At 66.2% G+C, this 24,669-nt stretch carries 24 protein-coding genes; 3 read left to right on the top strand and 21 right to left on the bottom strand.

The features are described from left to right. Nucleotides 1-52 precede the first annotated feature (52 nt). Nucleotides 53-1,036, top strand: coding sequence for an aminoglycoside phosphotransferase family protein (locus AO716_RS08200; RefSeq protein ID WP_055240434.1), 984 nt, complete (start codon nt 53-55; stop codon nt 1,034-1,036). 21 nt (nt 1,037-1,057) lie between these two features. On the opposite strand, the gene AO716_RS08195 is transcribed toward AO716_RS08200, so the two are convergent. The 18 genes from AO716_RS08195 to AO716_RS08110 form a co-directional block, all read right to left on the bottom strand. Continuing rightward, on the bottom strand, nt 1,058-1,855 hold the full coding sequence (locus tag AO716_RS08195; protein ID WP_055240433.1) for a sulfite exporter TauE/SafE family protein: 798 nt from the start codon (nt 1,853-1,855) through the stop codon (nt 1,058-1,060). An 8-nt stretch (nt 1,856-1,863) separates the two neighbouring features. Next, nucleotides 1,864-3,663, bottom strand: a complete 1,800-nt coding sequence (locus tag AO716_RS08190) for a proline--tRNA ligase (RefSeq protein ID WP_055240432.1) — start codon at nt 3,661-3,663, stop codon at nt 1,864-1,866. Nucleotides 3,664-3,781: 118 nt separating this feature from the next. Continuing rightward, nucleotides 3,782-4,669 carry a hypothetical protein gene (locus AO716_RS08185; RefSeq protein ID WP_055240431.1) on the bottom strand — a complete coding sequence of 296 codons (888 nt, stop codon included), beginning with the start codon at nt 4,667-4,669 and terminating at the stop codon, nt 3,782-3,784. A gap of 77 nt (nt 4,670-4,746) precedes the next feature. Next, nucleotides 4,747-5,598 carry a DUF4081 domain-containing GNAT family N-acetyltransferase gene (locus AO716_RS08180; RefSeq protein ID WP_235472036.1) on the bottom strand — a complete coding sequence of 284 codons (852 nt, stop codon included), beginning with the start codon at nt 5,596-5,598 and terminating at the stop codon, nt 4,747-4,749. Nucleotides 5,599-5,608: 10 nt separating this feature from the next. After that, nucleotides 5,609-6,775: a flavodoxin-dependent (E)-4-hydroxy-3-methylbut-2-enyl-diphosphate synthase gene (gene ispG, locus AO716_RS08175; RefSeq protein WP_055240429.1), complete on the bottom strand. Its 1,167-nt coding sequence runs from the start codon at nt 6,773-6,775 to the stop codon at nt 5,609-5,611. A 124-nt stretch (nt 6,776-6,899) separates the two neighbouring features. Further along, complete coding sequence (locus AO716_RS08170) at nt 6,900-7,193, bottom strand: YciI family protein (protein WP_055240428.1); 294 nt, start codon at nt 7,191-7,193, stop codon at nt 6,900-6,902. 20 nt (nt 7,194-7,213) lie between these two features. Next, nucleotides 7,214-7,666, bottom strand: a complete 453-nt coding sequence (locus AO716_RS08165) for a hypothetical protein (protein WP_055240427.1) — start codon at nt 7,664-7,666, stop codon at nt 7,214-7,216. 66 nt (nt 7,667-7,732) lie between these two features. Beyond that, nucleotides 7,733-8,365 carry a MarR family transcriptional regulator gene (locus AO716_RS08160; RefSeq protein ID WP_055240426.1) on the bottom strand — a complete coding sequence of 211 codons (633 nt, stop codon included), beginning with the start codon at nt 8,363-8,365 and terminating at the stop codon, nt 7,733-7,735. A gap of 63 nt (nt 8,366-8,428) precedes the next feature. Continuing rightward, nucleotides 8,429-9,772, bottom strand: coding sequence for a M50 family metallopeptidase (locus tag AO716_RS08155; protein WP_152969913.1), 1,344 nt, complete (start codon nt 9,770-9,772; stop codon nt 8,429-8,431). A gap of 21 nt (nt 9,773-9,793) precedes the next feature. Continuing rightward, nucleotides 9,794-10,975, bottom strand: coding sequence for a 1-deoxy-D-xylulose-5-phosphate reductoisomerase (dxr, locus tag AO716_RS08150; RefSeq protein ID WP_055242030.1), 1,182 nt, complete (start codon nt 10,973-10,975; stop codon nt 9,794-9,796). Nucleotides 10,976-11,139: 164 nt separating this feature from the next. Then, on the bottom strand, nt 11,140-11,817 hold the full coding sequence (locus AO716_RS08145; RefSeq protein WP_055240424.1) for an NAD(P)-binding oxidoreductase: 678 nt from the start codon (nt 11,815-11,817) through the stop codon (nt 11,140-11,142). A gap of 78 nt (nt 11,818-11,895) precedes the next feature. Continuing rightward, nucleotides 11,896-12,714, bottom strand: a complete 819-nt coding sequence (locus AO716_RS08140; protein WP_055240423.1) for an HpcH/HpaI aldolase/citrate lyase family protein — start codon at nt 12,712-12,714, stop codon at nt 11,896-11,898. Nucleotides 12,715-12,775: 61 nt separating this feature from the next. Continuing rightward, on the bottom strand, nt 12,776-13,324 hold the full coding sequence (locus AO716_RS08135; protein WP_055240422.1) for a MaoC family dehydratase: 549 nt from the start codon (nt 13,322-13,324) through the stop codon (nt 12,776-12,778). After that, a complete protein-coding gene (locus tag AO716_RS08130) occupies nt 13,317-13,958 on the bottom strand; it encodes a CoA transferase subunit B (protein ID WP_055240421.1) in 642 nt (213 codons plus the stop codon). Before AO716_RS08130 ends, AO716_RS08135 begins: the two co-directional genes overlap by 8 nt. Continuing rightward, nucleotides 13,958-14,764, bottom strand: a complete 807-nt coding sequence (locus AO716_RS08125) for a CoA transferase subunit A (protein ID WP_055240420.1) — start codon at nt 14,762-14,764, stop codon at nt 13,958-13,960. The genes AO716_RS08130 and AO716_RS08125 overlap by 1 nt, the downstream gene beginning before the upstream one ends. Before the next feature lie 43 nt (nt 14,765-14,807). Further along, nucleotides 14,808-15,971, bottom strand: coding sequence for an acyl-CoA dehydrogenase family protein (locus tag AO716_RS08120; RefSeq protein WP_055240419.1), 1,164 nt, complete (start codon nt 15,969-15,971; stop codon nt 14,808-14,810). Further along, nucleotides 15,958-18,060: an acetyl/propionyl/methylcrotonyl-CoA carboxylase subunit alpha gene (locus AO716_RS08115; RefSeq protein WP_055240418.1), complete on the bottom strand. Its 2,103-nt coding sequence runs from the start codon at nt 18,058-18,060 to the stop codon at nt 15,958-15,960. Before AO716_RS08115 ends, AO716_RS08120 begins: the two co-directional genes overlap by 14 nt. A 4-nt stretch (nt 18,061-18,064) precedes the next feature. Beyond that, on the bottom strand, nt 18,065-19,669 hold the full coding sequence (locus AO716_RS08110; protein ID WP_055240417.1) for a carboxyl transferase domain-containing protein: 1,605 nt from the start codon (nt 19,667-19,669) through the stop codon (nt 18,065-18,067). A gap of 151 nt (nt 19,670-19,820) precedes the next feature. Here AO716_RS08110 and AO716_RS08105 point away from each other — a divergent pair, with 151 nt between their 5' ends. Together AO716_RS08105 and AO716_RS08100 are read left to right on the top strand one after the other, a co-directional pair. Further along, complete coding sequence (locus AO716_RS08105; protein ID WP_055242028.1) at nt 19,821-20,435, top strand: TetR/AcrR family transcriptional regulator; 615 nt, start codon at nt 19,821-19,823, stop codon at nt 20,433-20,435. 36 nt (nt 20,436-20,471) lie between these two features. After that, nucleotides 20,472-20,939, top strand: coding sequence for a GNAT family N-acetyltransferase (locus AO716_RS08100; RefSeq protein WP_082413434.1), 468 nt, complete (start codon nt 20,472-20,474; stop codon nt 20,937-20,939). A 90-nt stretch (nt 20,940-21,029) separates the two neighbouring features. Here the strand turns inward: AO716_RS08100 and AO716_RS08095 are convergent, their stop codons facing one another. Genes AO716_RS08095 through pdhA form a run of 3 tightly spaced genes read right to left on the bottom strand, consistent with a single transcriptional unit; the run spans nt 21,030 to nt 24,588 of the window. After that, a complete protein-coding gene (locus AO716_RS08095) occupies nt 21,030-22,421 on the bottom strand; it encodes a dihydrolipoamide acetyltransferase family protein (RefSeq protein WP_055240416.1) in 1,392 nt (463 codons plus the stop codon). Next, complete coding sequence (locus AO716_RS08090) at nt 22,418-23,440, bottom strand: alpha-ketoacid dehydrogenase subunit beta (protein WP_055240415.1); 1,023 nt, start codon at nt 23,438-23,440, stop codon at nt 22,418-22,420. The genes AO716_RS08095 and AO716_RS08090 overlap by 4 nt, the downstream gene beginning before the upstream one ends. Further along, nucleotides 23,437-24,588, bottom strand: coding sequence for a pyruvate dehydrogenase (acetyl-transferring) E1 component subunit alpha (gene pdhA, locus AO716_RS08085; protein WP_055240414.1), 1,152 nt, complete (start codon nt 24,586-24,588; stop codon nt 23,437-23,439). The genes AO716_RS08090 and pdhA overlap by 4 nt, the downstream gene beginning before the upstream one ends. Between the last annotated feature and the right edge of the window lie 81 nt (nt 24,589-24,669).

The raw sequence follows: 24,669 nt of genomic DNA, 5'->3' as shown, positions 1-24,669 counted from the left end.
CCGCAGGCAACACCCCCGGCCACGCAATCCAGCCTGCAGGAGGCGCCCCCCCATGGCATCAACCGTCGTTGTACCCGAGGCACTGCGCCGGCGCTACGGGCGCTCGCGTGAAGGCCGGGACTGGGTCGACAGCCTTCCCGACCTCGTAGACGCGGCCTTCGCTGCCTTCGGTCTTCAGTTTGACGGCACTGCCGGTACCGCAGGCTGGCACGGTCACGGAGCGCTGGTGCTGCCCGTGCTGGCCGCAGACCGGTCTCCGGCGGTTCTCAAGCTGCCCTTCCCGCATCCCGAAGCAGCAGCCGAGGCACCGGCCCTGCACCTCTGGGCGGGCCGCGGGGCGGTGCGCCTGCTGGGACAGGACCCCACGGGAAGCGCTTTGCTGCTGGAGCGGCTCATCCCGGAAGTAAGCCTGCTCCAGGCCCCCATGGAAGACGCGGTACAGGTCTGGGGCGGACTCATCCGGCAGCTGGGCATCCCGGTTGCGGACGAGCCGGAGTGGGCCGGGATTCCCTCCGCAGCGGAGCGGGCCGAACAGCTCTCGGATGAATTGCCGGCGGAATGGGAGGACCTGGGACAGCCCTTCGAACGCTGGCTGTTGGAAGAAGCGCTGGCCGTCTGCCAAACGCGGGGCATAGTGGGACGGCGGAGCAGCCGCGATGTACTGGTGCATGCGGATCTGCACTTTGGGAACGTCCTGGCACGTCCGGCCGGCGGGTACGCGGCAATTGATCCGCAGGCTGTCTGCGGCGAGGCGGAGTACGCCGTCGCACCCATGCTGTGGAACCGGCTGCAGGACCTGGACCCGGCTGCGCCGGAAGCAGCACTGCTGCAGCGGCTGCAGGACCTTTGTGCCGCCGGCGGACTGGACGCCGAAGCCGCGGCTGAGTGGAGCATTCTCCGTGAAGTCGCCAACGCCGTGGACTATCTCCGGGACGGAATGGCTGGGGATGCGCAGCGCTCCCTGTGGGTCGCCTCGGCGCTGGCGGGAAAGGCCCATCCCGGGCTGCCGCCGGTGAGCGAGCTGCCGGCCGCCTAGCCTGCAGCAGGAAGGCACCGGCTAACCCTGGAAGTTCTCCATCCAGACGTCCGTGCCGAGCTTGATGATCAGCGCGCCAACCACCACCAGGAACACGATCCGGATAAACTTGCTGCCCTTCTTCACGGCCATGCGGGCACCGATGTAACCGCCGGTCATGTTGGCCAGGCCCAGGATGAGCCCCACGCCCCACAGCAGTGAACCGTGCGGCAGGAAGAACGCCAGGGCACCGATGTTGGTGGCCATGTTGACGATCTTGGCCTTCGCGCTGGCCGCCAGGAAGTTATACCCGAGCAGCGTCACCATGGCAATGATCAGGAAAGACCCGGTGCCCGGACCAATGAGGCCGTCGTAGAAACCGATGACGGCGCCGATGGCACCGGCAGTGATGTAATGCCGGTTCCCGGAGTGGCGGAGCTTGGTCAGCTCTCCCACAGTGGGCTGCGTGGCAGTAAAGACCGCCACGACAATCAGTGCCGCCACAATGATGGGTTTGAAGACCGAGGACGGCAGCGATGCCGCCAGCACCGCTCCCCCAAAGCTGCCCGCCAGCGCGACGCCGGCCATGGGCAGCGCGGTTTTGAGGTCCGGATGGGCGCGCCGGTAGTAGGTGATGGCGCTCGTGGTGGTCCCGAACACGGACCCCATCTTGTTGGTCGCCAGAGCCTGTACCGGCGTGATGCCGGGGACCAGGAGAAGCGCCGGCAGCTGCAGCAGTCCGCCGCCGCCCACAACGGCATCGACCCACCCTGCGGCGAGGCCCGCCACCACCACAAGTGCGATGGTGGCGAGCGTTATGTCCTCAAGCCCTGAGACCACCTACGGACTCAGCCGCGGACGGCGCGGAGCACATACTCCACGGCCTCGGCCACCGGAACATTCTCGGCCTCGCCGGTGGCGCGGTCCTTGATTTCGACGACGCCGTCAGCCAGCCCGCGGCCGACCACCAGAATGGTCGGAACGCCGATCAGCTCGGCATCGCCGAACTTCACGCCCGGGGAAACCTTGGGGCGGTCGTCGTAGATGACCTCCAGCCCGGCAGCTTCCAGTTCCTCGGAGATCTTGGCTGCGGCTTCGAAGATCTCCTCGCCGCGGCCGGTGGCAACAACGTGCACGTCAGCCGGGGCCACGGAACGCGGCCAGATGATGCCCTTGTCATCGTGGTTCGACTCGGCCAGTGCGGCAACGGCGCGGGTGACGCCTACACCGTAGGAGCCCATGGTGACGGTGGCGAGCTTGCCGTTCTTGTCCAGCACCTTTAGGCCCAGGGCCTCGGCGTACTTGCGGCCCAGCTGGAAGATATGGCCCATTTCGATGCCGCGGGCGGCTTCGAGCGGACCGGAGCCGTCCGGCGCTTCGTCGCCCTCGCGGACTTCCACGGCCTCAATGACGCCGTCCCAGCCGAAGTCGCGTCCCGCGACCAGGCCGATTACGTGCTTGCCCTGGGTGTTGGCTCCGGTCACCCAGCGGGTTCCGGAGACCACGCGCGGGTCCACGAGGTAAAGCAGCCCGGTGGCGGATTCGCTGCCGAGCACGGCTTCGTCCAGGGACAGGCCCGGGCCGATGTACCCCTTGACGAGTCCCGGGTTCTTCTTCAGGTCTTCGTCGGTGGCAGCTTCGATGCCCAGCTCGCCGCCAATTTCCAGGTGCGCACCGATGTTGGCTTCGATCCGCTTGAGGTCCACGGCACGGTCACCGGGAACCCCGACGACGACGATCTGCCGCTCTCCGGTGGGCAGCGTCACCGCGAGCACCACGTTCTTGAGCGTATCTGCGGCGGTCCACTCGCCGTCGTCCTTCGGGAAGCGGGCGTTGACGTCCGCTACCAGGGTGTCGATGGTGGGGGTGTCGGGAGTGTCCACAACCTGTGCGGCCGGAGCGCCGGTGTAGTCAACCGGTTCCGGGGCGACTGTGGTGACCGCTTCGACGTTGGCTGCGTAGCCGCCGGCGGAACGGACATAGGTATCCTCGCCAACCGGGGTGGGGTGCAGGAACTCTTCGCTCTTCGATCCGCCCATGGCGCCTGAAACAGCGGAGACAACTACGACGTCGAGGCCCAGGCGTTTGAAGATGCGCAGGTAAGCACCGCGGTGCGCCTGGTAGCTGGCCTCAAGTCCTTCGTCATCAATGTCGAAGGAGTAGGAATCCTTCATGATGAACTCGCGGCCGCGGAGCAGTCCGGCACGCGGCCGTGCTTCGTCGCGGTACTTGTTCTGGATCTGGAACAGCGAGACCGGCAGGTCCTTGTAGGAGTTGTAGAGGTCCTTGACCAGGAGGGTGAACATCTCCTCGTGCGTCGGCGCCAGCAGGTAGTCCGCGCCCTTTCGGTCCTGGAGGCGGAACAGGTTTTCGCCGTATTCGGTCCAGCGGTTCGAGGCTTCGTAAGGCTCACGCGGCAGCAGTGCCGGGAAGTGGACTTCCTGGGCGCCGATCGCTGCCATTTCCTCGCGGATGATGGTCTCAACCTTGCCCAGGACGCGCAGTCCCAGCGGGAGCCAGGAGTAAATGCCGGGAGCGGCACGGCGGATGTATCCGGCCCGGACCAGCAGGCGGTGGCTGGCGACGTCGGCGTCGGCCGGGTCTTCGCGCAGGGTGCGCAGGAAAAGGGTGGAAAGTCGAAGGACCACGCGTCGAATCCGTTTCTGCAGCTTGGGCTGCACGCTAAGGAAGAAGTTCTCCCTACTAATCTAGCCCCTGGCAGCACGTGCACCGGACAGGGCAAGCCCGTGGCGGTGCAGGCCTCACCTAGAGGACTGCCACACCAAGTTCGGTGAGGACGGCATCAATCAGCACCGCGGCTTCCCGCGCTGCCCCCTCAGGGTCCTGCGGAGCCGGGATGGAAACCACCACGCGCACACTGCCGGTCCGGGCGCTCACCGCCACAAGCCGGGTCTGCCCCGCGGCACCGCTCACCCTGGTGTCCAGCGCGAGGGTCTCCTCTGCCGTCGTGGATATCTCCAGCCGGGTGTTGGTGACCGTGACCGTGGTGCCATCCCTGGACATCCGCACGTCCGCGCAGTCTGACAGGACTGCCTCATCGATGAAGCCAAGGGTGTCAAGGATTGAGCCGTCGCCATAGGCAGCCACGTTCAGGACAGTGGGAGCCTCGCCGGGCACTCCGTAGGCGAGCCCGGCCAGGGCCGCGCCCTGGACCGCTTCCACCGATTCACTGACCGCCAGCCCGGCACAGACAGGCGGGTCAAAGGTCACTTCTCCGGACGTTCCGGTCGCCGCTGGAAGGATCTGCCTCAGCGTTGCCTCATCCAGGACTTCGCCGTCGAGGTAGAGTGCACGGTCCACCGCCGCGACTGCTGCCTGCAGCCTCGCGGCACTGAACACCGGGTCCGACGTACCGTAACCACTTACCGGAGCGCTGGACTGCCCGGGCCCGGCAGTCCGCCCGCTACCGGCGTCCGTGCCGCGCCTGTCCTCTTCCGTTTCAGGGGACTGGTCCTGCAGCGCTCCTGAGGATGATGAATCTCCGGGCGCAATGAGGCCGGACGGAGAGGGTACAGGCCCGGCCGGAACCGTTACGGAAGGAGCCGTGGATGCCCCGTCTCCTCCCCCGCCGGAACACGCCGTCAGCATCAGGGCTGCAGCCAGCAGGCAGGTTCCGCGGCGAAGTGTTCTCATAGTCGTCCCAGCCTAGGACGCGCCGTTTGGCAGCGTAAGGCCGCCTGCCGGAAGGAACCGTGCAGGCCGGCGGATCGCTAGAAGAGGATCGTGGCGAACGTTCCGACCTGCCGGAAGCCCACTGATTCGTAAGTGGCCCGCGCAGGGGCGTTGTAGTGGTTCACATAGAGGCTGGTCTGCGGCGCGATTTCCTGCGCAAACTGAACAACGGCGGACATATAACCGGCGCTCAGGCCCCTGCCCCGGTAGGCAGGGTTCATCCAGACCCCCTGCACCTGGACGGCGCTGCTGGAGACCGTGCCCAGCTCCGCTTTGAAGATGACCTCACCGGAGGCATCGAACTCGACCAGGGCATGGCCCTTTTGAATCAGGGAGAGGACCCGCTGGCGGTAGTGCCGGCTGCCTCCGGCCACCGGTGAATACCCCACTTCTTCCTCGAACATTGCCGTACACGCAGGGAGGAGCCGGTCAAGGTCCTCCGGCCGGGCTTTGCGCAGCCCGGGTGCCGGCTTCACCGCGGACGGACCGGTTATTTCCAGCAACGGCTGGTCGCTGCGGACGTCGAACGGCCGGGGCAGGCTGTGCTGCAGCACGGACCAGAGGGACAAAACCGCTTCGGCCGGCCCGAACAGGGAGGAAAAACGCCGGCCGGTACGGGCCAGGTAGGCGCCAATTTCAGGACCGGTGTCAACCGTTACGGCAGTGGGCACTACATTGACACCGGCCCAGCAGGCGGCGGTGAGCTCACCGCCGTCGAACACTCCCAGCACCTGGCCGCCGGCCGCCGTCGGAGCGGCGGTGCCGGTGGCTTCAAGGTGTGAGAGGAGGAAGGTATTGGCTACCGGGTCGGCGGCAGCAAGGCCGGTGAGGGCCGCCGTGTCGGCAGCACCGAGGATGCGCAGGGTTCCTGTCGCGTTGCCGCTGCGCATCGTCTCTGTCCTAGCCGACGGTAACCATGGGGCCACCCGTGCCAGCATCCTCGCCATCGGCTTCCCCCATATCCTCGGCGATCCTCATCGCTTCTTCGATCAGGGTCTCAACAATCTGGTCTTCGGGAACAGTCTTGATGACTTCGCCCTTGACGAAGATCTGTCCCTTTCCGTTACCGGAGGCTACACCCAGATCGGCCTCGCGCGCTTCTCCCGGGCCGTTTACGACGCAGCCCATAACGGCTACACGCAGCGGCACCTCCATGCCTTCCAGCCCTGCGGTGACCTGCTCTGCGAGGGTGTAGACATCCACCTGGGCGCGGCCGCAGGAGGGGCAGGACACGATTTCGAGCTTGCGGGGCCGAAGGTTCAGCGACTGCAGGATCTGGTTGCCCACCTTGATCTCCTCAACCGGCGGGGCGGAGAGGGAGACACGGATGGTGTCGCCAATGCCCTTGGAGAGCAGCGCACCGAAAGCGGTGGCGGACTTGATGGTGCCCTGGAAAGCGGGACCTGCTTCGGTCACGCCCAGGTGCAGGGGCCAGTCGCCGCGCTCGGCGAGCAGCTCGTAGGCACGGACCATAACCACGGGGTCATTGTGCTTCACGGAGATCTTGAAGTCGTGGAAGTCGTGTTCCTCGAACAGGGAAGCTTCCCAGACGGCAGACTCGACCAGTGCCTCGGGGGTGGCCTTGCCGTACTTGGCGAGCAGGCGGGGATCCAGGGAGCCGGCGTTGACGCCGATCCGGATGGATACGCCTGCGTCCTTGGCCTCTTTCGCGATCTGCTTGACCTGGTCGTCAAACTTGCGGATGTTGCCCGGGTTCACCCGGACTGCGGCGCAGCCGGCTTCGATCGCGGCGTAGACGTACTTCGGCTGGAAGTGGATGTCCGCAATGACCGGGATCTGCGACTTCTTGGCGATGATGGGCAACGCGGCAGCGTCGTCGGCGCTGGGGCAGGCCACGCGCACAATGTCACAGCCGGACGCCGTCAGCTCGGCGATCTGCTGGAGCGTGGCGTTGATGTCCGTGGTCGGGGTGGTGGTCATCGACTGCACGCTGATCGGGAAGTCGGAGCCGACGCCGACGGAGCCCACCTTGATCTGGCGGGTTTTGCGCCTCGGGGCAAGGACGGGCGGCGGTGCTGCTGGCATTCCAAGGTTGACCGAGGTCAAAACATCCTCCATGTGCCCCCAGGGGCAGGTATTAGTCTGTGGCGGCGGGGATAAGTGCGCCTGTCCTATTATCCACCTGCCTGCGGCACCGTGTGCAGCAGACAGGTGGAATATCACTCAGGGCTTAGCCCGCCAGGTGCGCGAAGGCACCCGTAACCGGCTTCCACTCGGTGGTCTTCAGTCCGGAGATGCCTCCGCCGACGGCCAGCGGGTCCTGCTTGAGGAGGCTGTTGAGCTCTTCCTCGTCCGCAGCGGCGAAGATCAGCAGTGCTCCTGCACCGTCCGTGAACGGGCCGCTGGCCAGAACCTTGCCCTCCTCCACCAGGCTTGCAAGCCACTCGCGGTGGGCGGGGCGGTGCTCGTCACGCTGCGCTGCTGATTCGGCGTCGTACACATATTCAACGGCAAAGATACTCATGTTTTCCACCCTAAGGGATGTCAGGCCCGCCCCAGCGCCACCCGTACGGCCACGGCAATGCCCACCGCCCAGAGCATGGAGGCAAGGGTTCCAATGATGAACCGCTCGGCGGCAGCAGGTGTTTCCTTCAGCTCGGCGTACCGGCCCAGCCCCTTGATGGCCACGACGTACGCGATTGCCACAGGTTCATCGGCCAGGACTGCGGTGGCAACGGCGATTCGTTCCAGGAACCCGATAACCAGTCCGCCCCGCAGGATCACCGGGCCGGGCGGGAGCGGCGGGCGGCGGGGCAGCGGCGGGATGGCAGGCACGCCGTGCAGTTCATGCGCCTGGTCGGCAGCCGGGTCATGTGCCGGATCACGGCCGGGACGGGATGCTTCCACCGCACGGGCCAGCTTGAGCACGCCACTGGTCACAGGCCAGCCTCCGAGGGCCGCCGCCGCTAGGCCAAGCACGATCCAGAGCAGGTCCATGGAACTCCTTGTCTTCTTCGAGATGGCAGAAACTGCACGTCTCGGCGCTGTAACGGGCAGTTTCTGCTATCTCGGCGGAGAACCGGCTGCCCGGTCCGCCCGCTCAAGAAGTACCGCTGCTGCGGGACGTGCGGCCCATTCCTCCTGCCAGCCGGCCCGCTGTACGGCGTTACTGACCGCCTGGGAACTGACCCCGAGCATACGTGCTGCCGCGCTTTGGGCTCCCCATTTGTGCGGGTCGACGTGTTCCAGGATCCGCCACTCTGCTTCACTGCGTCCGCACACCAGGCGGGCGATCAGCACCAGCACGGCTTCGGCATGGGCTGCGGCTTCCGCTGCGGAAGGTCCCGCATCCGGGGCAGCAGAAACGGCGATCGGCGGACGGTCGCCGGTTTTCTTGGCGCGTTCGACGGCGGCGCGGGCGGCGATGAAGGCTGCGCCTCCCGCTTCACGGGAAGACCGAGGAAGGGGCAGCCCCACGGTGCCCACCCCGATCCCCACGGACCAGCCGCCCTGGCGCAGGGCCAGCAGGGCGGCGTCGACCACCGCGTCCGGCGAGGAAACGACCGCCTGCGCCTCATCCCCTACCGTGCGCTCAAACGGCAGCTCCATGCCCAGGGGGCGGAGCAGCTCCAGCAGCTCCGGCACCCGGTCCTGGCTGCTGCGGCTGCCTTTCTGGTCTATTGTGAGCACGAACATGATGAAACCTTATTCGGTTGTAAATCGAATTACAACCCAAATTGATTTCAAACCAGTTTGAAACTAGAACAGGCTGACGGGTTTCACGATGTCCGCATAGATCAGCAGTGCACCCATGCCCATGAGCAGCACCGCTACGGCGTAGGTCACCGGCAGGAGCTTGGCCATGTCGAAGGGCCCCGGGTCCGGCCGGCGGAACAGCTTCGCCACTCCGCGCCGCAGGGATTCCCAAAGCGCGCCCGCCACGTGTCCGCCGTCCAGCGGCAGCAGCGGAATGAGGTTGAACACGAACAGGGCCAGATTCACGCTGCCCACGAGCCCAATCAGCGTGGCCACCCGGTTCTGTACCGGGGCCTGTTCCATGGAGGAGATCTCGCCGGCAATCCGGCCAACGCCCACAACGCTCATGGGCCCGTTGGGATCGCGTTCCTCGGAAGAGAAGGCGGCCTGCGCCACGTCCGCGATCCGCTGCGGCAGGTTGATGACGACGCCGGCGATTCCCTGCAGGTTCTCGCCTACCATCGGCAGTACCTCGGTGGCGGGCTGACGGACCAGCGCGGTCTGCGAACCGACCCCGATAAAACCAACTTCCTGCGTCACCGCGTTGCCGTCGGCGTCCAGCTGCGGGGTGCCGTCCTCCGCTGTCACAGGACGTTCCGTGAGCAGCGGCGTGATGGTGGCTTCTGCTTCAACACCGTCGCGCTCGTAAGTCACGGTGACGCTGCGCCCGGCAGCTTCCCGGATCAATTCTGAAAGCTCGGTCCAGTCGGACACCTGTTTGCCGTCGAACCCGGTGATCTTATCCCCCGGCAGCAGCCCCGCTTCGTGGGCCGGAGCGGCGGGATCCGCATCCGTGCACTCTGTCTGGCCCGCGGCGGCCTGGCTGCCGCTGATAACGCATTCATTCACGGACGCCAGGGTGGTGGTGGCCTGCGAGGTGCCAAAACCCATCAGCAGCACGGCAAACAGCACGACGCCGATCAGCAGGTTCATAAACGGCCCGCCGAGCATGATGATGATCCGCTTCCAGACGGGAAGCTTGTAGAAAACCCGGTTCTCATCCCCCGGTTCGAGCCGGTCGGTCTCGGCCTGGCGGGCGTCAACTGCCAGCTGCTGGAACATGCCCGTGCTGGACCGGCGAACGTCGCCGTCCTGCGTTTCCTTGTTCGGCGGGAACATGCCGACCATTGAGACATAGCCGCCAAGCGGCAGCGCCTTGACACCGTATTCCGTCTCCCCGCGCCTGCGTGAGAACACGGTGGGACCAAAACCGATCATGTACTGGGTGACGCGGACCTTGAACGCTTTGGCAGGCAGCAGGTGGCCAACCTCATGCAGCGCGATTGAGACCGCGATGCCGACGGCCACGAACAGCACGCCCAGGATAAAAAGTAAAACGCTCAACAGACTTCCTTAGGATGCACTTTCTCAGCCTCTGCCGATTCGGGCCCGGGCTGCGGAACGGGCCCACTTTTCAGCCGCCAGCACTGACTGCAGCGTCAGCTCGCCGGACGCGGTGTGCTCGGCCAGGACCGCGGAGATCGTATCAACTATGTCTGTGAATCCGATGAGACCGTCATGGAAGGCATCGACGGCTTCTTCGTTGGCAGCGTTGTAGACGGCCATGCCGGTTCCGCCCGAAGCGGCTGCCTCCTTGGCAAGCCGGACGGCCGGAAATGCTTCTTCGTCCAGCGGTTCGAAGGTCCACTCTGTGGCCTTGGTCCAGTCGCAGGGCGCGGCGGCACCGGGCACCCGCTCCGGCCAGCCCATGCCCAGGGCGATGGGCAGCTTCATGTCCGGCGGCGAGGCCTGGGCGATTGTGGAGCCGTCCGTGAACTGGACCATTGAATGGACAATGGACTGCGGGTGGACCACGACGTCGATCCGGTCCAGGGGCACGTCGAAGAGCAGGTGCGCTTCGATCACTTCCAGGGCCTTGTTCACCATGGTCGCGGAGTTTGTGGTGACCATTCGGCCCATCTTCCAAGTGGGATGGGCCAGGGCCTGTTCCGGGGTCACGTCGGCGAGCTCTTCGCGGCGGCGGCCGCGGAAGGGGCCTCCGGAGGCTGTGACCACCAGCCGGTCCACTTCCTCGAATGTCCCTGACCGAAGAGCCTGGGCAAGCGCGGAGTGTTCAGAATCGACGGGCACCAGCTGGCCCGGCCGTGCGGCCTGCTTCACCAGGGCGCCACCAACAATGAGCGATTCCTTGTTGGCAAGGGCCAGCATGTGCCCCGCCGCGAGTGCCGCGAGCGTAGGTTCCAGGCCGATGGAACCTGTCATTCCGTTGAGGACCACTTCGGCTTCAGGCCAGGCCGCGACGGCGGTCGCAGCGCCTGCGCCCACGAACAGTTCGGGGTCGTAGCCGGTCACCCCGGCGGACGTGCTGGCCCTGGAGATGGCGTGCCTGAGCGCAGCGAGGTCAGCCGCGGCGCAGCCAACGGCGGCGGCCCGCGTGTGGACTGCCTGCTCGGCCAGCAGGTCAAGGTTGTTGCCGCCTGCAGCCAGCGCCACGATCTGGAACCGCTCCGGCGCGGCGTCGGCTACCGCGATGGCCTGCGTGCCGATCGATCCGGTCGAGCCAAGCAGCACCACACGCCGTGGAACCATTTCGCCGCCGGACGGATCTATTGAGCTGGGTTCGGCGGTAAACGATCCACTGGGTTCAGGTAGCTGCATGCCTTCCAGTATCGCGCACCCGGGCCCGCTTCGGGGCAGCACACCCGTCGGTTCCGGCAATGCCCGGCGGGGCCCGCCGCCGGAAACCGGGACTGCTAGAGGGCCAGCGGCAGTGCCGCGACTGCGTCCGGGATCGGATACATGCCCGTCACAACACCGAGCGCCTGTCCGCTGCCGCGGCCCGTGGTGGCCAGCTCCGCCAGGACGGCTGCGACGTCCTGGCGCGGAACTGTGCTCTGCGGGACATCCGGTGCCAGTTCCACCAGGCCCACCGGGTCGCCGTTGGTCAGCGTCCCCGGGCGAATGATCGTCCAGTCAAGCTCATCGCGGGCCATGAGGTCTTCCTCCGCCGCGAGCTTGGCCGTCAGGTAGGCATACATGGCGTCCGCCAGTCCCTCAGGACGCTGCCCGCCGCTGACTGCGTCCGTCCCGGCCGAAGACACCTGGATCAGCCGCGGAACACCGGCCTGCTCGGCGGCCTCGGAGAGCATCACCGCTCCGGCACGGTCAACGCTGTCCTTGCGCCCGGCGCTGCTTCCAGGTCCCGCTCCCGCAGCGAAGATCGCCAGGTCCGCACCGGTCAGTACCTGGGTCAGGTCTTCCAGCGTGCTGTTCTCCAGGTCCAGGACCACCGGGGCCACATGGTCCGCTTCCAGGTCCGCCGCCTGATCGGGGTCGCGGATCAAACCCGCAACATCATGGCCGGCCGCTACCAGGAGACGACCGGTTTCGCGTGCAATCTGCCCGTGGGCTCCAGCTATGACTATGCGCATACCCCAGTATCAGCGGCTGCACCCCGGTGAGTCCCGCGTTTGCCCAAACTTTCCACCCGCCGGGGACCAGACCGCCGCTCAGCCGGGAATGCCGGCGCGGCGCAGCGTCTGTTCTGCCTGCCGCAGCAGCGGTCCGTCGATCATTTCACCGCGGAAGCTGAAGACGCCGCCCTGCCCCTTGGCTGCTTCGAGGAGATCCCGGGCGCGTGCTTTCTCTTCCTCGGAAGGGGCATACACACTTCGGATTGCGGCCACCTGGCCAGGGTGGATGCAGGCTTTTGCCGCGAACCCGGACGCGGCGCCGTCGCGCGCTTCTTCTTCCAGCCCGGCGGTGTCGGCGATGTTCCCGTAGATGGAATCAATCGCTCCCTTGCCGTAGCCTCCCGCTGCCAGCAGGACGGCGGAGCGCGCATGGACTGCCACAGGCCGGTACGAGCCATCGGACCGGCGGCTCGATTCCCCGCCCAGCGAGGCCAGCAGGTCCTCGGCACCCCACATCAGTGCTGCAACGTTCTTCTCACGGGCGATTTCCGGAGCCCTGAGTACCCCCAGGGCCGTTTCCACCAGGGCCACCACGGACAGGTGCCGCAGGCTGTGCCCGATCTTGCCTGGATCCTCCGCCTTGGCTGCCATCACCCAGCGGTAATTCGCAGCGGCGAGCGCCTCGAGGTCTGCGCGGAAGGAGGTGCTGTCCACTGGGTTGACCCGCACGATGGTCTTCTCCGGATCCAGCGCCGAGGCAGCCAGGTTTTCCCTCGCCTGTTCCTTGTCCTCGAACGCGACCGCATCTTCGAGGTCCAGAATGACGGCGTCGGCGCGCTGCGCGGCCTTTTCAAACCGTTCCGGCCGGTCCGCAGGGCAGAACAGCAGGGCAGGGCCCATGGGGAAAGTGGTCATTGGCGTACTCCTTACGTGGCGTCCAGCGGCTTTTCCAACCTACATGGCCTCCCGGAAATGGTCAGTGCAGGACGCCGCCCGGGGCACCGCTTTGGCGGTATCCGTCCGACGTCCACATCAGCGCGCTCCGCGTGAAGGTGGCCACCACTGTGCCGTCCTGGTTGCGCCCTGTGTGCTCCAGTGCCACGATCCCCTGCCCCGGGCGTGACCCGGAGAGCCGCTTACCGGCGACCCTGGTCTGCGAGTACAGGGTGTCCCCGTGGAAAAGCGGGTGGGGGAAGGCGACGTCGGTCAGTCCCAGCTGCGCCACCAGTGTGCCCTGGGTCAGCTGGCCTACGGACTGCCCAACCATCACGGCCAGGGTCAGCATCGAGTTGACCAGCCGCTGCCCAAAGGGCTGCCCGGCTGAGTAGGCAGCATCCAGGTGCAGGGCCTGCGGGTTCATGGTGAGCGTGCTGAAGAGGACGTTGTCCGCTTCAGTCAGGGTGCGGCCCGGCCGGTGCTCGTAGACGGTCCCGGGCTCAAGTTCATCAAAGAAGAGCCCGCGCTGAACCACCACCTTCGCTGCCGCGGTTTCGTCCGGCGCGGCTCCCCCGGCGGTGTCAGACACCAAGGGAGACCTCCAGCGGCGCACCGGTGGCGGCAACGACGTCCTCCACGCTGACCCCGGGTGCTGTCTCACGCAGCACCAGTCCTTCGGAACCAACCTCAATGACAGCCAGGTCCGTGACGATGAGGTTCACACAGCCCTTGCCGGTCAGGGGAAGGGAACACTGCTCCACGATCTTCGGCCGGCCGGACCGGTCCAGGTGCTCCATCATGACGATCACACGCTTGGCGCCGAACACCAGGTCCATGGCACCTCCCATGCCCTTGACCATTTTCCCGGGGATCATCCAGTTCGCCAGGTCCCCGTTGGCCGCTACCTCCATGGCGCCCAGGACGGCCACATCCACGTGGCCTCCCCGGATCATGCCGAAGGACTGGGCAGAGTCGAAGAACGCTGCGCCGCGGTTGACCGTGACGGTTTCCTTGCCGGCGTTGATGAGGTCCGGATCAAGTGCAGCTTCTTCCGGGTAGGGCCCGACGCCGAGAATCCCGTTCTCCGAATGCAGCACCACCTCCACTCCCTCGGGAATGTAGTTCGGAATCAGGGTCGGCATGCCGATGCCCAGGTTCACGTACTGTCCGTTTTCGAGTTCCCGGGCCACCCGGGCCGCCAGTTCGTTGCGTGTCAGTGCCATTAGGATCCCTCCCCTGCCAGCGCTGTTTCGGGCGCTGCCGTTGCCGGTGCCGCCTTGGCCTGCGCGACGGTCCGCTTCTCTATCCGCTTCTCCCCGGGACCGGTCAGCACAACCCGCTGAACGAAGATGCCGGGCACGTGGACCTCGGCCGGATTGATCTCCCCAGGTTCCACGAGTTCTTCGACTTCCGCGATGGTGGTTCTGCCCGCCATGGCGCACAGCGGGTTGAAGTTCATGGCTGAGGCGTGGAAGACGAGGTTGCCGTGCCGGTCGCCCTTCCAGGCATGGACCAGCGCGTAGTCCGGGGTGAGGGATTCCTCCAGGACATACTCCCGTCCGCCGAAGCTGCGGACTTCCTTCGGCTCCGAGGCCACAGAAACCAGCCCCTCGGCGTCGTACTTCTGGGGCAGCCCGCCCTCGCTGACCTGCGTCCCGACTCCTGCGGCGGTGAAGAACGCCGGGATGCCGGCGCCGCCCGCCCGCAGCTTCTCGGCCAGGGTTCCCTGCGGGGTGAGGACAACTTCCAGTTCGCCGGCCAGGAACTGGCGGGCGAACTCCTTGTTCTCCCCCACGTAGGAGCTCACAGTGCGCCGGATGCGGTGGTCTCCAAGGAGCAGGCCCAGCCCCCAGTCATCAACCCCGCAGTTGTTGGAGACTGTTTCGAGCCCGTCTGCGCCCTGGGCGTGCAGCGCTGAAATCAGTACTTCCGGGATGCCGCAGAGCCCGAACCCGCCTACCGCCAGGGAGGCGCCGCTGGGAATGTCCGCCACGGCTTCTTCCGCCGTGGCTACTGTCTTGTCAATCATGATGTGTCCGTCCGTTAATCGCCGTTGACCAACTTGTGCCGGCTCAGAGCCCCAGTTCCCGGGCAATGAGCATGAGCTGGACCTCGGAGGTGCCTTCACCTACCTCCAGGATCTTTGAATCCCGGTAATGACGCGCCACTGGGAATTCATTGATGAAACCGTAGCCGCCAAAGACCTGGGTTGCATCCCTGGCGTTGTCCATCGCTGCTTCACCGGCAACCAGTTTTGCCATCGCGGCCTGGACCTTGAACGGTTTGCCTGCCAGCATCCTGGCCGCGGCGTCATAGTAGGCCAGCCGGGCATTATGGGCGCGGGTCTGCATTCGGGCGATCTTGAACGCAATTGACTGGTTGCTCCCAATGGTGGTGCCGAAGGCAACACGCTCGCCGGCATAACGCACGGCCTCGTCCACGCAGCCCTGGGCAGCGCCGGTGGCAAGGGCCGCGATCGCGATGCGGCCTTCGTCCAGGATCTGCAGGAAGTTCGCAAAGCCGCGGCCTTCGGCGCCCAGCAGGTTCTCCTGCGGAACCCGCACGTCAGCCAGCGTCAGCGGGTGGGTGTCGGAGGCGTTCCAGCCCACCTTGTTGTACGCCTTCTCGACCGTGAAACCCGGGGTACCGGAGGGCACAACGATGGTGGAAATATGCTTGCGGATGCTGCCGTCGGGGTTTTCCGACGTACCGGTGACCGCGGTAACGGTGACGAGCGAGGTGATCTCCGTACCGGAGTTGGTAATGAACTCCTTGCTGCCGTTGATCACCCACTGTCCGCCGTCCAGCCGGGCGGTGGTCTTGGTTCCTCCCGCGTCGGAGCCTGCTTCGCTCTCGGTCAGGCCGAATCCGGCGAGCGCTGTGCCCTGGGCCAGGCCAGGCAGCCACTTCTGCTTCTGTTCCTCGGTGCCGAACCGGTAGATCGGCATGGCGCCCAGGGACACTCCGGCCTCGAGCGTGATTGCCACGGACTGGTCCACCCGGGCCAGCTGCTCGAGGGCCAGGGCCAGGGCAAAGTAGTCCCCGCCCATGCCGCCGTACTCCTCGGGGAAGGGCAGACCGAACAGGCCCATCTCCCCCATCTGTTCGACGACCTTGTAGGGGAAGGAATGCTCGGCGTCGTGCAGTGCAGCCACGGGAGCGACTACTTCGTCCGCGAATTCCCTCACTGTGTCTGACAGCGCCTGGTGTTCTTCACTGAGCTCAAAGCTGGGCATGGCCTGCTCCTTGGGTAGGTGGTTCGGTTTCGTCCAGCGGCGTTACGGTGGCCAGGACCTGCCCGGCCTTGACCAAATCTCCCGGCCGCAGGGCCAGGGAGACCCGTCCCGCCACGGGGGCGCTGAGCTGGTGCTCCATCTTCATGGCTTCAACCCCCAGCAGCACCTGGCCGGCTTCGACGGTGTCCCCGTCTGCGGCTGCCACGGTTACGACGGTGCCCGGCATCGGCGAGCGCAGTACCGGATCGGCAGCCCCTTCGGTCTTTCCCGCAGCCGCGAGCTGGTTCCGCAGCCGCTCGGTACGGTCCGGCAGATCCAGCACGGCGGTGTAGCCCTCCCTGGAAGTCCAGAGAACCTCCGAGCCGCCGGCACCGGGGACGAGGGCAAAGTGCAGGGTGTGCACAACACCGTCCAGCTCCAGGCGCAGCAGGCTCCCGTCCACCTCAAGGCCCGCTGAGCGCTCCGGTCCCCCGTCGATGTTCAGCCGGGCAGCATCCGGCGATCCGAGCACTTCTGCAGTGCGCTCCGTGCCAGCGGCCGTTACCGCCACGGAAAGCGGACGCGGGCCCCCGATCCGCCAGCTGTCCGCCCGGTTCCAGGGGGCCGCGGCTCCTGCCAGCTTGCCGTGCGTGCCGTGCACGCCGCCCCGGAGCCCAGCCAGCTTTAACAGCGCGGCGGCAGCAAGTTCCAGGTCTCCGGGTTCCTGGAAAGCCAGTTCCGGCAGGCGCCGCTCAATGAGTGTGGTGTCCAGGTCCCCGGCCTGGACGGCAGGATCAGCCAGCAGCAGGCGCAGATATTCGATGTTGGTTCCGATGCCCAGGATGACGGTCCCGGCGAGCGCCGCGTCCAGCCGGTCCATTGCCTGCTGCCGGTCAGCTCCCCAGGCGATGACCTTGGCAAGCATCGGGTCATAGCTGGAGGAAACCGTCTGCCCGGCCAGCAGACCTGAGTCTGTCCGCACTCCTGCGCCGGCGGCTTCGCGCAAAAGGTCCACCCGTCCGGCTGTCGGCAGGAACCCGGCCGCGGGATCTTCGGCATAAACACGTGCTTCCACGGCGTGCCCGTCCAGCCGCACCTCGGCCTGGGACAGCTCCAGCGGCTCACCGGCAGCGATCCGGACCTGCCACTCCACCAGGTCGATTCCGGTCACCATCTCCGTGACCGGGTGCTCGACCTGCAGCCGGGTATTCATTTCCATGAAGAAGAACTCGTCCGGTGCCTCACCGGACACCAGGAACTCAACGGTCCCGGCTCCGGTGTAATCCACCGACCGGGCAGCTTCGCAGGCAGCTGCCCCGATCCGTTCCCGGGTGGCTGAATCGAGCAGGACCGACGGCGCTTCCTCGATGACTTTCTGGTGCCTGCGCTGGAGTGAGCACTCACGCTCCCCGAGGTGAATCACGTTCCCGTGGGTGTCGGCCAGCACCTGGACCTCAATGTGCCTGGGTGCGGAGACCAGCCGTTCCAGGAACAGTGTGTCGTCTCCGAAGGCGGCTGCCGCCACGCGCCGGGCCGAAGCCAGCGCCCCGGGCAGTTCATCCGGGGCGCTTACGGCGTGCATGCCCTTGCCGCCGCCGCCCGCCGACGGCTTGATCAGGAGCGGGTAGCCCACGGCGTCCGCAGCAGCGAGCAGGTCCGCATCGCTCAGTCTGGGTTCCGCGATGCCCGGGATAACAGGCACCCCGTAGCCGGACACATGGTTCTTGGAGGCAATCTTGTCCCCCATCAGTTCAAGGGCTTTGACCCCGGGGCCCATGAAGGCGATTCCGTTCTCCGCCAGGAGCCTTGCGAAGGACGAGTTTTCGCTGAGGAAACCGTAGCCGGGGTGTACAGCCTGCGCTCCGGAGGCACGGCAGGCAGCCAGCACGGCTTCGGCGTCCAGGTAGCTGCGGCGCGGATCGGCTGGACCCAGGCGCACCGCGGTGTCTGCTTCACGGACGTGGCGGGCACCGGCGTCGTCGTCGCTATAGACGGCCACACTGCGGATGCCAAGGCGCCGGAGTGTCCGGATGACGCGGCAGGCGATTTCGCCGCGGTTGGCAACCAGTACGGTGCCGAACGCGGTCAGTGGTTTGTTCTCCATGGTCATCTGCTCACATCCGGAAGAGGCCGAAGGAAGTTTCGGGAAGCGGTGCATTGGCGCAGACATCCAGGGCCAGTCCAAGTACGGTGCGGGTGTCAGCCGGGTCGATGATGCCGTCATCCCAGAGCCTGGCCGTGGAGTAGTAAGGACTTCCCTGGGCGTCGTAATCCCGGCGGATGGGTTCCCGGAATGCTTCTTCGTCTTCGGAGCCCCATTCCTCTCCGCGGGCTTCAAGGGCGTCCCGGCGCACGGTCGCCAGGACTGAAGCGGCCTGGCTTCCTCCCATCACTGAGATCCGGGCCGCCGGCCACATCCACAAAAAGCGCGGCGAGTAGGCACGGCCGCACATGGAGTAGTTGCCGGCGCCGAAGGATCCGCCGATCACGACGGTCAGTTTGGGCACCCGGCAGGTGGCCACCGCGGTAACCATCTTGGCGCCGTGCCGGGCGATTCCCCCGGCCTCGTAGTCCCGCCCGACCATGAACCCTGAAATGTTCTGCAGGAAGATGAGCGGGATGCCCCGCTGGTCGCACAGCTCGATGAAGTGCGCACCCTTTTGCGCGGACTCACTGAACAGCACCCCGTTGTTCGCCACAATGCCCACGCGGTGTCCGTGCAGCCGTGCGAAGCCGGTCACCAGCGTGGTGCCGTATTCCTTCTTGAACTCGTGGAAGGAGCTGCCGTCGACAATGCGGGCAATCACTTCACGGACGTCGTACGGGGTCTGCAGGTCGGCGGGCACAGCCGCATACAGTTCCCGGGGATCCACGGCGGGTTCTACCGCCTCGACCGGCTCCCAGGCACGCCTCGGGTCAGGGAAGGTCTCCGCAATGTTCCGGACGATTTCGAGGGCATGGGCGTCATTTTCGGCAAGGTGGTCGGTGACTCCGGAGGTCCTGGAGTGCAGCTCCCCGCCGCCCAGTTCCTCCGCGGTGACGACTTCGCCAATGGCTGCCTTCACCAGCGGCGGTCCGCCCAGGAAGATCGTGCCCTGGTTGCGGACAATGACTGTCTCGTCACTCATGGCCGGCACGTAGGCCCCTCCCGCAGTGCAGGATCCGAGCACGGCTGCAATCTGCGGGATCTTTTCTGCCGACATGCGGGCCTGGTTGTAGAAGATCCGCCCAAAGTGATCCCGGTCCGGGAACACCTCATCCTGCAGCGGCAGGAACGCTCCGCCGGAGTCCACCAGATAAATGCACGGAAGCCGGTTTTCCAGGGCAATTTCCTGTGCCCGCAGGTGCTTCTTTACTGTCATGGGATAGTAGGTGCCGCCCTTGACCGTGGCGTCGTTGGACAGCACCATCACGTGCCGTCCGTGGACCAGGCCGATTCCGGCAATCAGTCCGGCAGCAGGACTTTCGTCGTTGTACATTCCGTTCGCCGCCAGCGGGGCGATCTCGAGGAACGGACTGCCGTCGTCGAGCAGTGCTTCGATGCGTTCGCGCGGGAGCAGTTTCCCCCGGGCTGTGTGCCGCTCCCGGGACCGGGGCGGACCGCCCTCGGCAGTCTCAGCCAGCCGCTTGCGCAGTTCCCCCGCGAGGACCCGCTGGGCTGCATCGTTGGCCGCGTACGACGCCGACGCGGCGTCCAGCGCTGTGGCAAGGGTCTCCATCGACTTCCTTAGGTTGAGCGTCTTCCGGAACTGTGAACCGGATCACAGGTGTTGGTTAATGCACGCTAACTCGGATTAGGTTAGTGGCTATTAACTGACCTGTCCACCACAATAGAAGGGTTGCCCCAAATTGAACCGCGGAAAGGCAGGCATGGATTCCACCAAGAGCACCCCGCGCACCGCTACGGGCAGGAGCGCCGCGAAGGCGTCCCGCCGGGCTGCGATGCTGGACGCCGCGGCCGCGCTTTTCGCCGAGAAAGGCTACAACGGGGTCTCAATCGAAGAGCTGGGAGCGGCTGCGGGAGTCAGCGGGCCGGCGGTGTACCGCCACTTCAGCGGCAAGTCGGCCATGCTTTCAGCCCTGCTGGTCGGGGTCAGCAAGGACCTGCTGGAAGGCGGCATCGCCGTCGTGGCTGAATCGGATACCGCGGAAGCAGCGTTGAGCGGACTGATCGAATTCCAGGTGGACTTCGCCCTGCGCCAGCCGAACGTCATCCGGGTCCAGGACCGCGACCTTGCCAGCCTCCCCGAAGACGACGAGCGCGCTGTGCGCCAGCTCCAGCGACAGTACGTTGAAGTCTGGGTGGACGCCATCTCGGCCCTTCACCCAAACTCCGGGCTGCCGCTGCTGCGCCACCGGGCGCAGGCAGTGTTCGGCCTGATCAATTCCACCTCCCACACCCTCACCAGCAAAACCACCGCCCGCGAGACCGTCAAACTCCGCGCCCTGCTCGAACGCATGGCATGGGCAGCCCTGAATGCCTAGTACGCTGGAGAAAACCCCCGAGCAGAAAGACCTGCCGTGATTGAGCTTCGTGCCGTAGAACCGGGCGACGTTGATGAGTTCTTCACCCATCAGCTGGACCCGGGCGCCAACCATATGGCTGCCTTTGCCGCCAAGAATCCCTCAGACCGGGGTGTCTTTGATCTTCACTGGCAGCAGATCCTCAGTGATTCCGGCGTGACCGTGCGCACGATCGTTGCCGACGGCGAAATCGTTGGTTCCATCCTGGCCTACCGCGACGGCGCCGTCCCGGAGATCAGCTATTGGATTGACCGTTCCCGCTGGGGACAGGGAATCACGACGGCGGCGGTGGGACTTTTCCTCGAAGAGTTCCCTGAGCGCCCCATCCGGGCACGTGCCGTGGCCGACAACGTCAGCTCCATCCGCATCCTGGAACGCTACGGCTTCAAGGTCATCGGCGAAGCACAGACCTTCGCCAATGCGCGCGGTGCCGTGGTCCGCGAACTGGAACTCGAGCTGGCGTAGACTGGCCGACCATACTGCAGCAGGGCCCCTCTCCCGGACGGTGGAGAAGGGCCCTGTGCAGTTTAAGCGGCCGACGCGGCGGCTCCTGGGTCAGTCCATCGCCAGGACCATCGCCGGCTCGGCGAGCACGTCTCCGATGTCCCGGAGGAAGGCGGCGCCTTCGGCCCCGTCCACCAGCCTGTGGTCAAAGGACAGGCTTAGGGTAGTCACCTGGCGCAGCGCAATTCCGCCCTCGTACTCCCAGGGCTGGCTCCGGACCGCACCCAGGGCCAGGATCGCGGCCTCCCCCGGGTTCAGGATCGGTGTCCCGGCATCCACTCCAAAGACCCCCACATTCGAGATGGAGACGGTGCCCCCGGACAGTGCCGCAGGCGGCGTGCGTCCCTCCCGGGCGGTGCGTGCCAGATCCGAAATGGCCAGGGCCAGTTCCCGCAGGCCAAGGTCCTGGGCATCCTTGATGTTGGGTACCATCAGGCCGCGGGGGGTTGCCGCGGCAATCCCGAGGTTGACGTAGCGGTAGCGGACGATTTCACGTGCTGGTTCATCCCAGCGGGCGTTCAGCTCAGGGTGCCGGCGCAGCGCCAGGCACACAGCTTTGGCGGCTAGGACAAGCGGAGTCAGCCGCACGCCGTCGTACTCCTTGCGTGACCTGAGCTTCTCCAGCAGCTGCATGGACGCCGTGACGTCCACCGTAAGGAAGACGGTGGCGTGCGGCGCGGTGAAGGCGCTGGACACCATCGCCGCGGCGGTGTGCTTCCGGATCCCGGCGATCGGGATCCGCTCTTCGCGGCCCTGCCCCAGATGCGGGGCGTCGGCAACCACCGGCGGCACGGCCGTCTCAGCCGTCACGGATTCTCCGGAACGTCCACGGTCCGCCAGCCTGGCGGCCTCCACATCCGCCCGGAGGATCCTGCCCTGCGGGCCGGTCCCGGTCAGCAAAGCGAGGTCAATACCCAGATCGCGGGCTAGTTTGCGCACCGGGGGCGTGGAACGCGGCCGTTCCCGGACCGGGGCGTCAGTGATCACCGCGGCGGGAGCAGGTGCTGCGGCCGGTGCCGGTGCTGCCGCCGGGGACGGAGTCCGAGCCGGAGCCGGAGCCGGCGGCGTCGGTTCCGCCGGCGCTGCAAGCCCGCGGCGTGCCCGTCGTGCGGGGCGTCCGGCGCGGTCCGGTTCAGCGCCGTACCCCACAAGGGTGGGCTGGCGGCGCTGTGGTTCCGGCGCAGCCGGTACAGGTACGTCAGTATCGATGACGTCGAAGCTGATGATGGGTTTGCCTACCTCAACAACAGTGCCCTCGGCCTCGTGGAGCCTGGCCACGACCCCCTCGAAGGGAGACGGCAGCTCCACCACGGCTTTCGCCGTCTCCACTTCCGCAATGACCTGGTTGAGCGTGACCAGCTGGCCCTCGGCCACCCGCCAGGAAAGGATCTCGGACTCGGTCAGGCCTTCACCCAGGTCCGGCAGCCGGAATTCCCGGATCATCCGCGGACTCCTTCCAGGACGGCGGCGGTCTCCAGTGAGTTGGGCCGGCGCATCACCCGGTCAACCCCGTCCAGGATCCGGTCAAGGTCGGGAAGGTGGTGCTTTTCCAGCCGTGCGGGCGGGTAGGGAATATCGAACCCGGTCACCCGGACGGGTGCATGTTCAAGGAAGTCGAAGCAGCGTTCCGTGATGCTGGCGGCGATCTCGGCGCCAAGGCCCCCGGACTGGGCAGCCTCATGGGTCACCACAAGCCGGCCGGTCTTGCGCACCGAGGCCTCAACGGCGTCGTAATCCACCGGGGCCAGCGAGCGCAGATCGATCACCTCCACTGAGATTCCCTCGTCCCCGGCCGCCGTCGCTGTATCAAGCGCCGTCATAACCAGCGGACCGTAGGCCACCAGCGTCACGTCCGTCCCCGGTGCTGCAACACGGGCTGAGCCCATCGGCAGCGCACCTTCGAGGGTCTGTTCGACGTTCCCCTTGGTGTGGTACCGGCGCTTGGGCTCGAAGTAGAGCACCGGGTCGTCCGAGGCAATCGCCTGCCGGATCATGGTGTAGGCGTCCTGCGGGTTGGACACACTGACCACCCGCAGCCCGGAAGTGTGGGTGAAGTAGGCCTCCGGGGACTCCGAGTGGTGTTCCGGTGAGCCGATGCCGCCGCCGAAGGGCACGCGGATGGTCAGGGGTAGCTTCACTGCGCCCCTGGTCCGGTAATGCATCTTGGCAACCTGGGAAACGATCTGGTCGAAAGCCGGATAGATGAACCCGTCGAACTGGATCTCAACAACCGGGCGGTAGCCGCGGTAGGCCAGTCCGACGGCGGTGCCGACGATGCCGGATTCGGCCAGCGGGGTGTCCATGACCCGTTTGGGGCCGAACTCGGCCTGCAGTCCATCCGTTATGCGGAAGACTCCGCCAAGCTTGCCGATGTCCTCCCCCATCAGCACGACCTTTGGGTCTGCCGCCAGGGCGTCGTGCAGTCCGGCAGTGATCGCGCGGCCGAAAGTCATGCTGCTCATCGGGTGTTTCCTTCCGCCGGGACATCCATCATTGCCAAGTAGGCCCCATAGTGTTCCTGCTGCCGGTCCAGCCAGCTGTTCGGCTCGGCGTAGACGTGCGCGAAGACGTCCTGCGGCCCCGGATCAGGCATGGTCAGGCAGGCCTCGCGGAGCCCGCCCGCCAGCGCATCGGCGTCGGCATCCACGGAGGCGAGGAAGGCACTGTCTGCTTCTCCCTCGTTCTGCAGGAGGGTGCCAAGCCGGGTAATCGGATCGCGGCGCCGCCAGTCCTCAAGCTCCGCCGCATCACGGTAGCGGGTGGGGTCATCAGCGGTGGTGTGCGGACCCATCCGGTAGGTGACGGCTTCAATGAAGGTTGGGCCTGCGCCGCTGCGGGCACGGTCCAGTGCCTCGCGGGTAGCGGCGAGGACGGCCAGGACGTCGTTCCCGTCCACCCGGATGGAGGGTATGCCGAATCCCGGTGCCCGGTTGGCAATGGGAATGGCGGCCTGCAGCCCAACCGGTTCCGAGATGGCCCACTGGTTGTTCTGGCAGAAGAAGATGACCGGCGCCTGGAAGCTGGCGGCAAAGACCATCGCCTCATTGACATCGCCCTGGCTGGTGGCGCCGTCGCCGAAGTAGCTGATCGCCGCGTCGTCGGCACCGTCCTGGGCGATACCCATGGCATAACCCGCGGCGTGCAGCGCCTGGGCGCCGATGATCACCTGCGTGGGAGCCATGTTCACCGAGTACGGGTCCCAGCCGCCTGCTGCGTTGCCGCGCCAGACGCGCATGAGGTCTGCGAACTCCACTCCGCGGCAGTAGGCCACTGCGTTCTCGCGGTAGCTGCTGAATACAAAGTCGGTTGGGCGCAGCGCCCGGGCGGATCCGATTTGGGAGGCTTCCTGTCCCAGGAGCGGGGGCCACAGCCCCAGTTCTCCCTGCCGCTGGAGCGACGTGGCTTCGGTGTCGATCCGCCGTACCAGGACCATGTCCCGGTACAGGCCGCGGAGGATCTCCGCGTCGACGTCCTGGACCCAGCGGCTGTAGAACGTGTCAGCCACGCGCGTGCCGTCGGGCCGGATGAGCTGAACATATGGATCGTTCGGTTCCGTCCCGGTGTTTTCGGGATGGTCTACCGGGATATGCAGGGACACTTTGATACGCATCCTTTCGTGTTGGGGCCCCGGGGGTGGTGGGGTCCGAACCTGATGCCGGGCGCCGTTGCCCAGATAGGATGTGACCCTACT

Source organism: Arthrobacter sp. Edens01, from assembly GCF_001307035.1.
GTDB lineage: Bacteria > Actinomycetota > Actinomycetes > Actinomycetales > Micrococcaceae > Arthrobacter_B.
Note: the sequence above shows the minus strand (reverse complement) of the source record. Positions and strands in the feature narration are given on the sequence as shown.

What these genes read in the sequence shown, in the direction of transcription:
- AO716_RS08200 (WP_055240434.1), top strand. Translation starts at nt 53, where the DNA reads ATGGCATCAACCGTCGTTGTACCCGAGGCACTGCGCCGGCGCTACGGG.
- AO716_RS08185 (WP_055240431.1), bottom strand. Translation starts at nt 4,669, where the DNA reads ATGAGAACACTTCGCCGCGGAACCTGCCTGCTGGCTGCAGCCCTGATG.
- AO716_RS08180 (WP_235472036.1), bottom strand. Translation starts at nt 5,598, where the DNA reads ATGCGCAGCGGCAACGCGACAGGAACCCTGCGCATCCTCGGTGCTGCC.
- AO716_RS08170 (WP_055240428.1), bottom strand. Translation starts at nt 7,193, where the DNA reads ATGAGTATCTTTGCCGTTGAATATGTGTACGACGCCGAATCAGCAGCG.
- AO716_RS08165 (WP_055240427.1), bottom strand. Translation starts at nt 7,666, where the DNA reads ATGGACCTGCTCTGGATCGTGCTTGGCCTAGCGGCGGCGGCCCTCGGA.
- AO716_RS08160 (WP_055240426.1), bottom strand. Translation starts at nt 8,365, where the DNA reads ATGTTCGTGCTCACAATAGACCAGAAAGGCAGCCGCAGCAGCCAGGAC.
- dxr (WP_055242030.1), bottom strand. Translation starts at nt 10,975, where the DNA reads ATGGTTCCACGGCGTGTGGTGCTGCTTGGCTCGACCGGATCGATCGGC.
- AO716_RS08145 (WP_055240424.1), bottom strand. Translation starts at nt 11,817, where the DNA reads ATGCGCATAGTCATAGCTGGAGCCCACGGGCAGATTGCACGCGAAACC.
- AO716_RS08140 (WP_055240423.1), bottom strand. Translation starts at nt 12,714, where the DNA reads ATGACCACTTTCCCCATGGGCCCTGCCCTGCTGTTCTGCCCTGCGGAC.
- AO716_RS08130 (WP_055240421.1), bottom strand. Translation starts at nt 13,958, where the DNA reads ATGGCACTGACACGCAACGAACTGGCGGCCCGGGTGGCCCGGGAACTC.
- AO716_RS08125 (WP_055240420.1), bottom strand. Translation starts at nt 14,764, where the DNA reads ATGATTGACAAGACAGTAGCCACGGCGGAAGAAGCCGTGGCGGACATT.
- AO716_RS08120 (WP_055240419.1), bottom strand. Translation starts at nt 15,971, where the DNA reads ATGCCCAGCTTTGAGCTCAGTGAAGAACACCAGGCGCTGTCAGACACA.
- AO716_RS08115 (WP_055240418.1), bottom strand. Translation starts at nt 18,060, where the DNA reads ATGACCATGGAGAACAAACCACTGACCGCGTTCGGCACCGTACTGGTT.
- AO716_RS08110 (WP_055240417.1), bottom strand. Translation starts at nt 19,669, where the DNA reads ATGGAGACCCTTGCCACAGCGCTGGACGCCGCGTCGGCGTCGTACGCG.
- AO716_RS08105 (WP_055242028.1), top strand. Translation starts at nt 19,821, where the DNA reads ATGGATTCCACCAAGAGCACCCCGCGCACCGCTACGGGCAGGAGCGCC.
- AO716_RS08095 (WP_055240416.1), bottom strand. Translation starts at nt 22,421, where the DNA reads ATGATCCGGGAATTCCGGCTGCCGGACCTGGGTGAAGGCCTGACCGAG.
- AO716_RS08090 (WP_055240415.1), bottom strand. Translation starts at nt 23,440, where the DNA reads ATGAGCAGCATGACTTTCGGCCGCGCGATCACTGCCGGACTGCACGAC.
- pdhA (WP_055240414.1), bottom strand. Translation starts at nt 24,588, where the DNA reads ATGCGTATCAAAGTGTCCCTGCATATCCCGGTAGACCATCCCGAAAAC.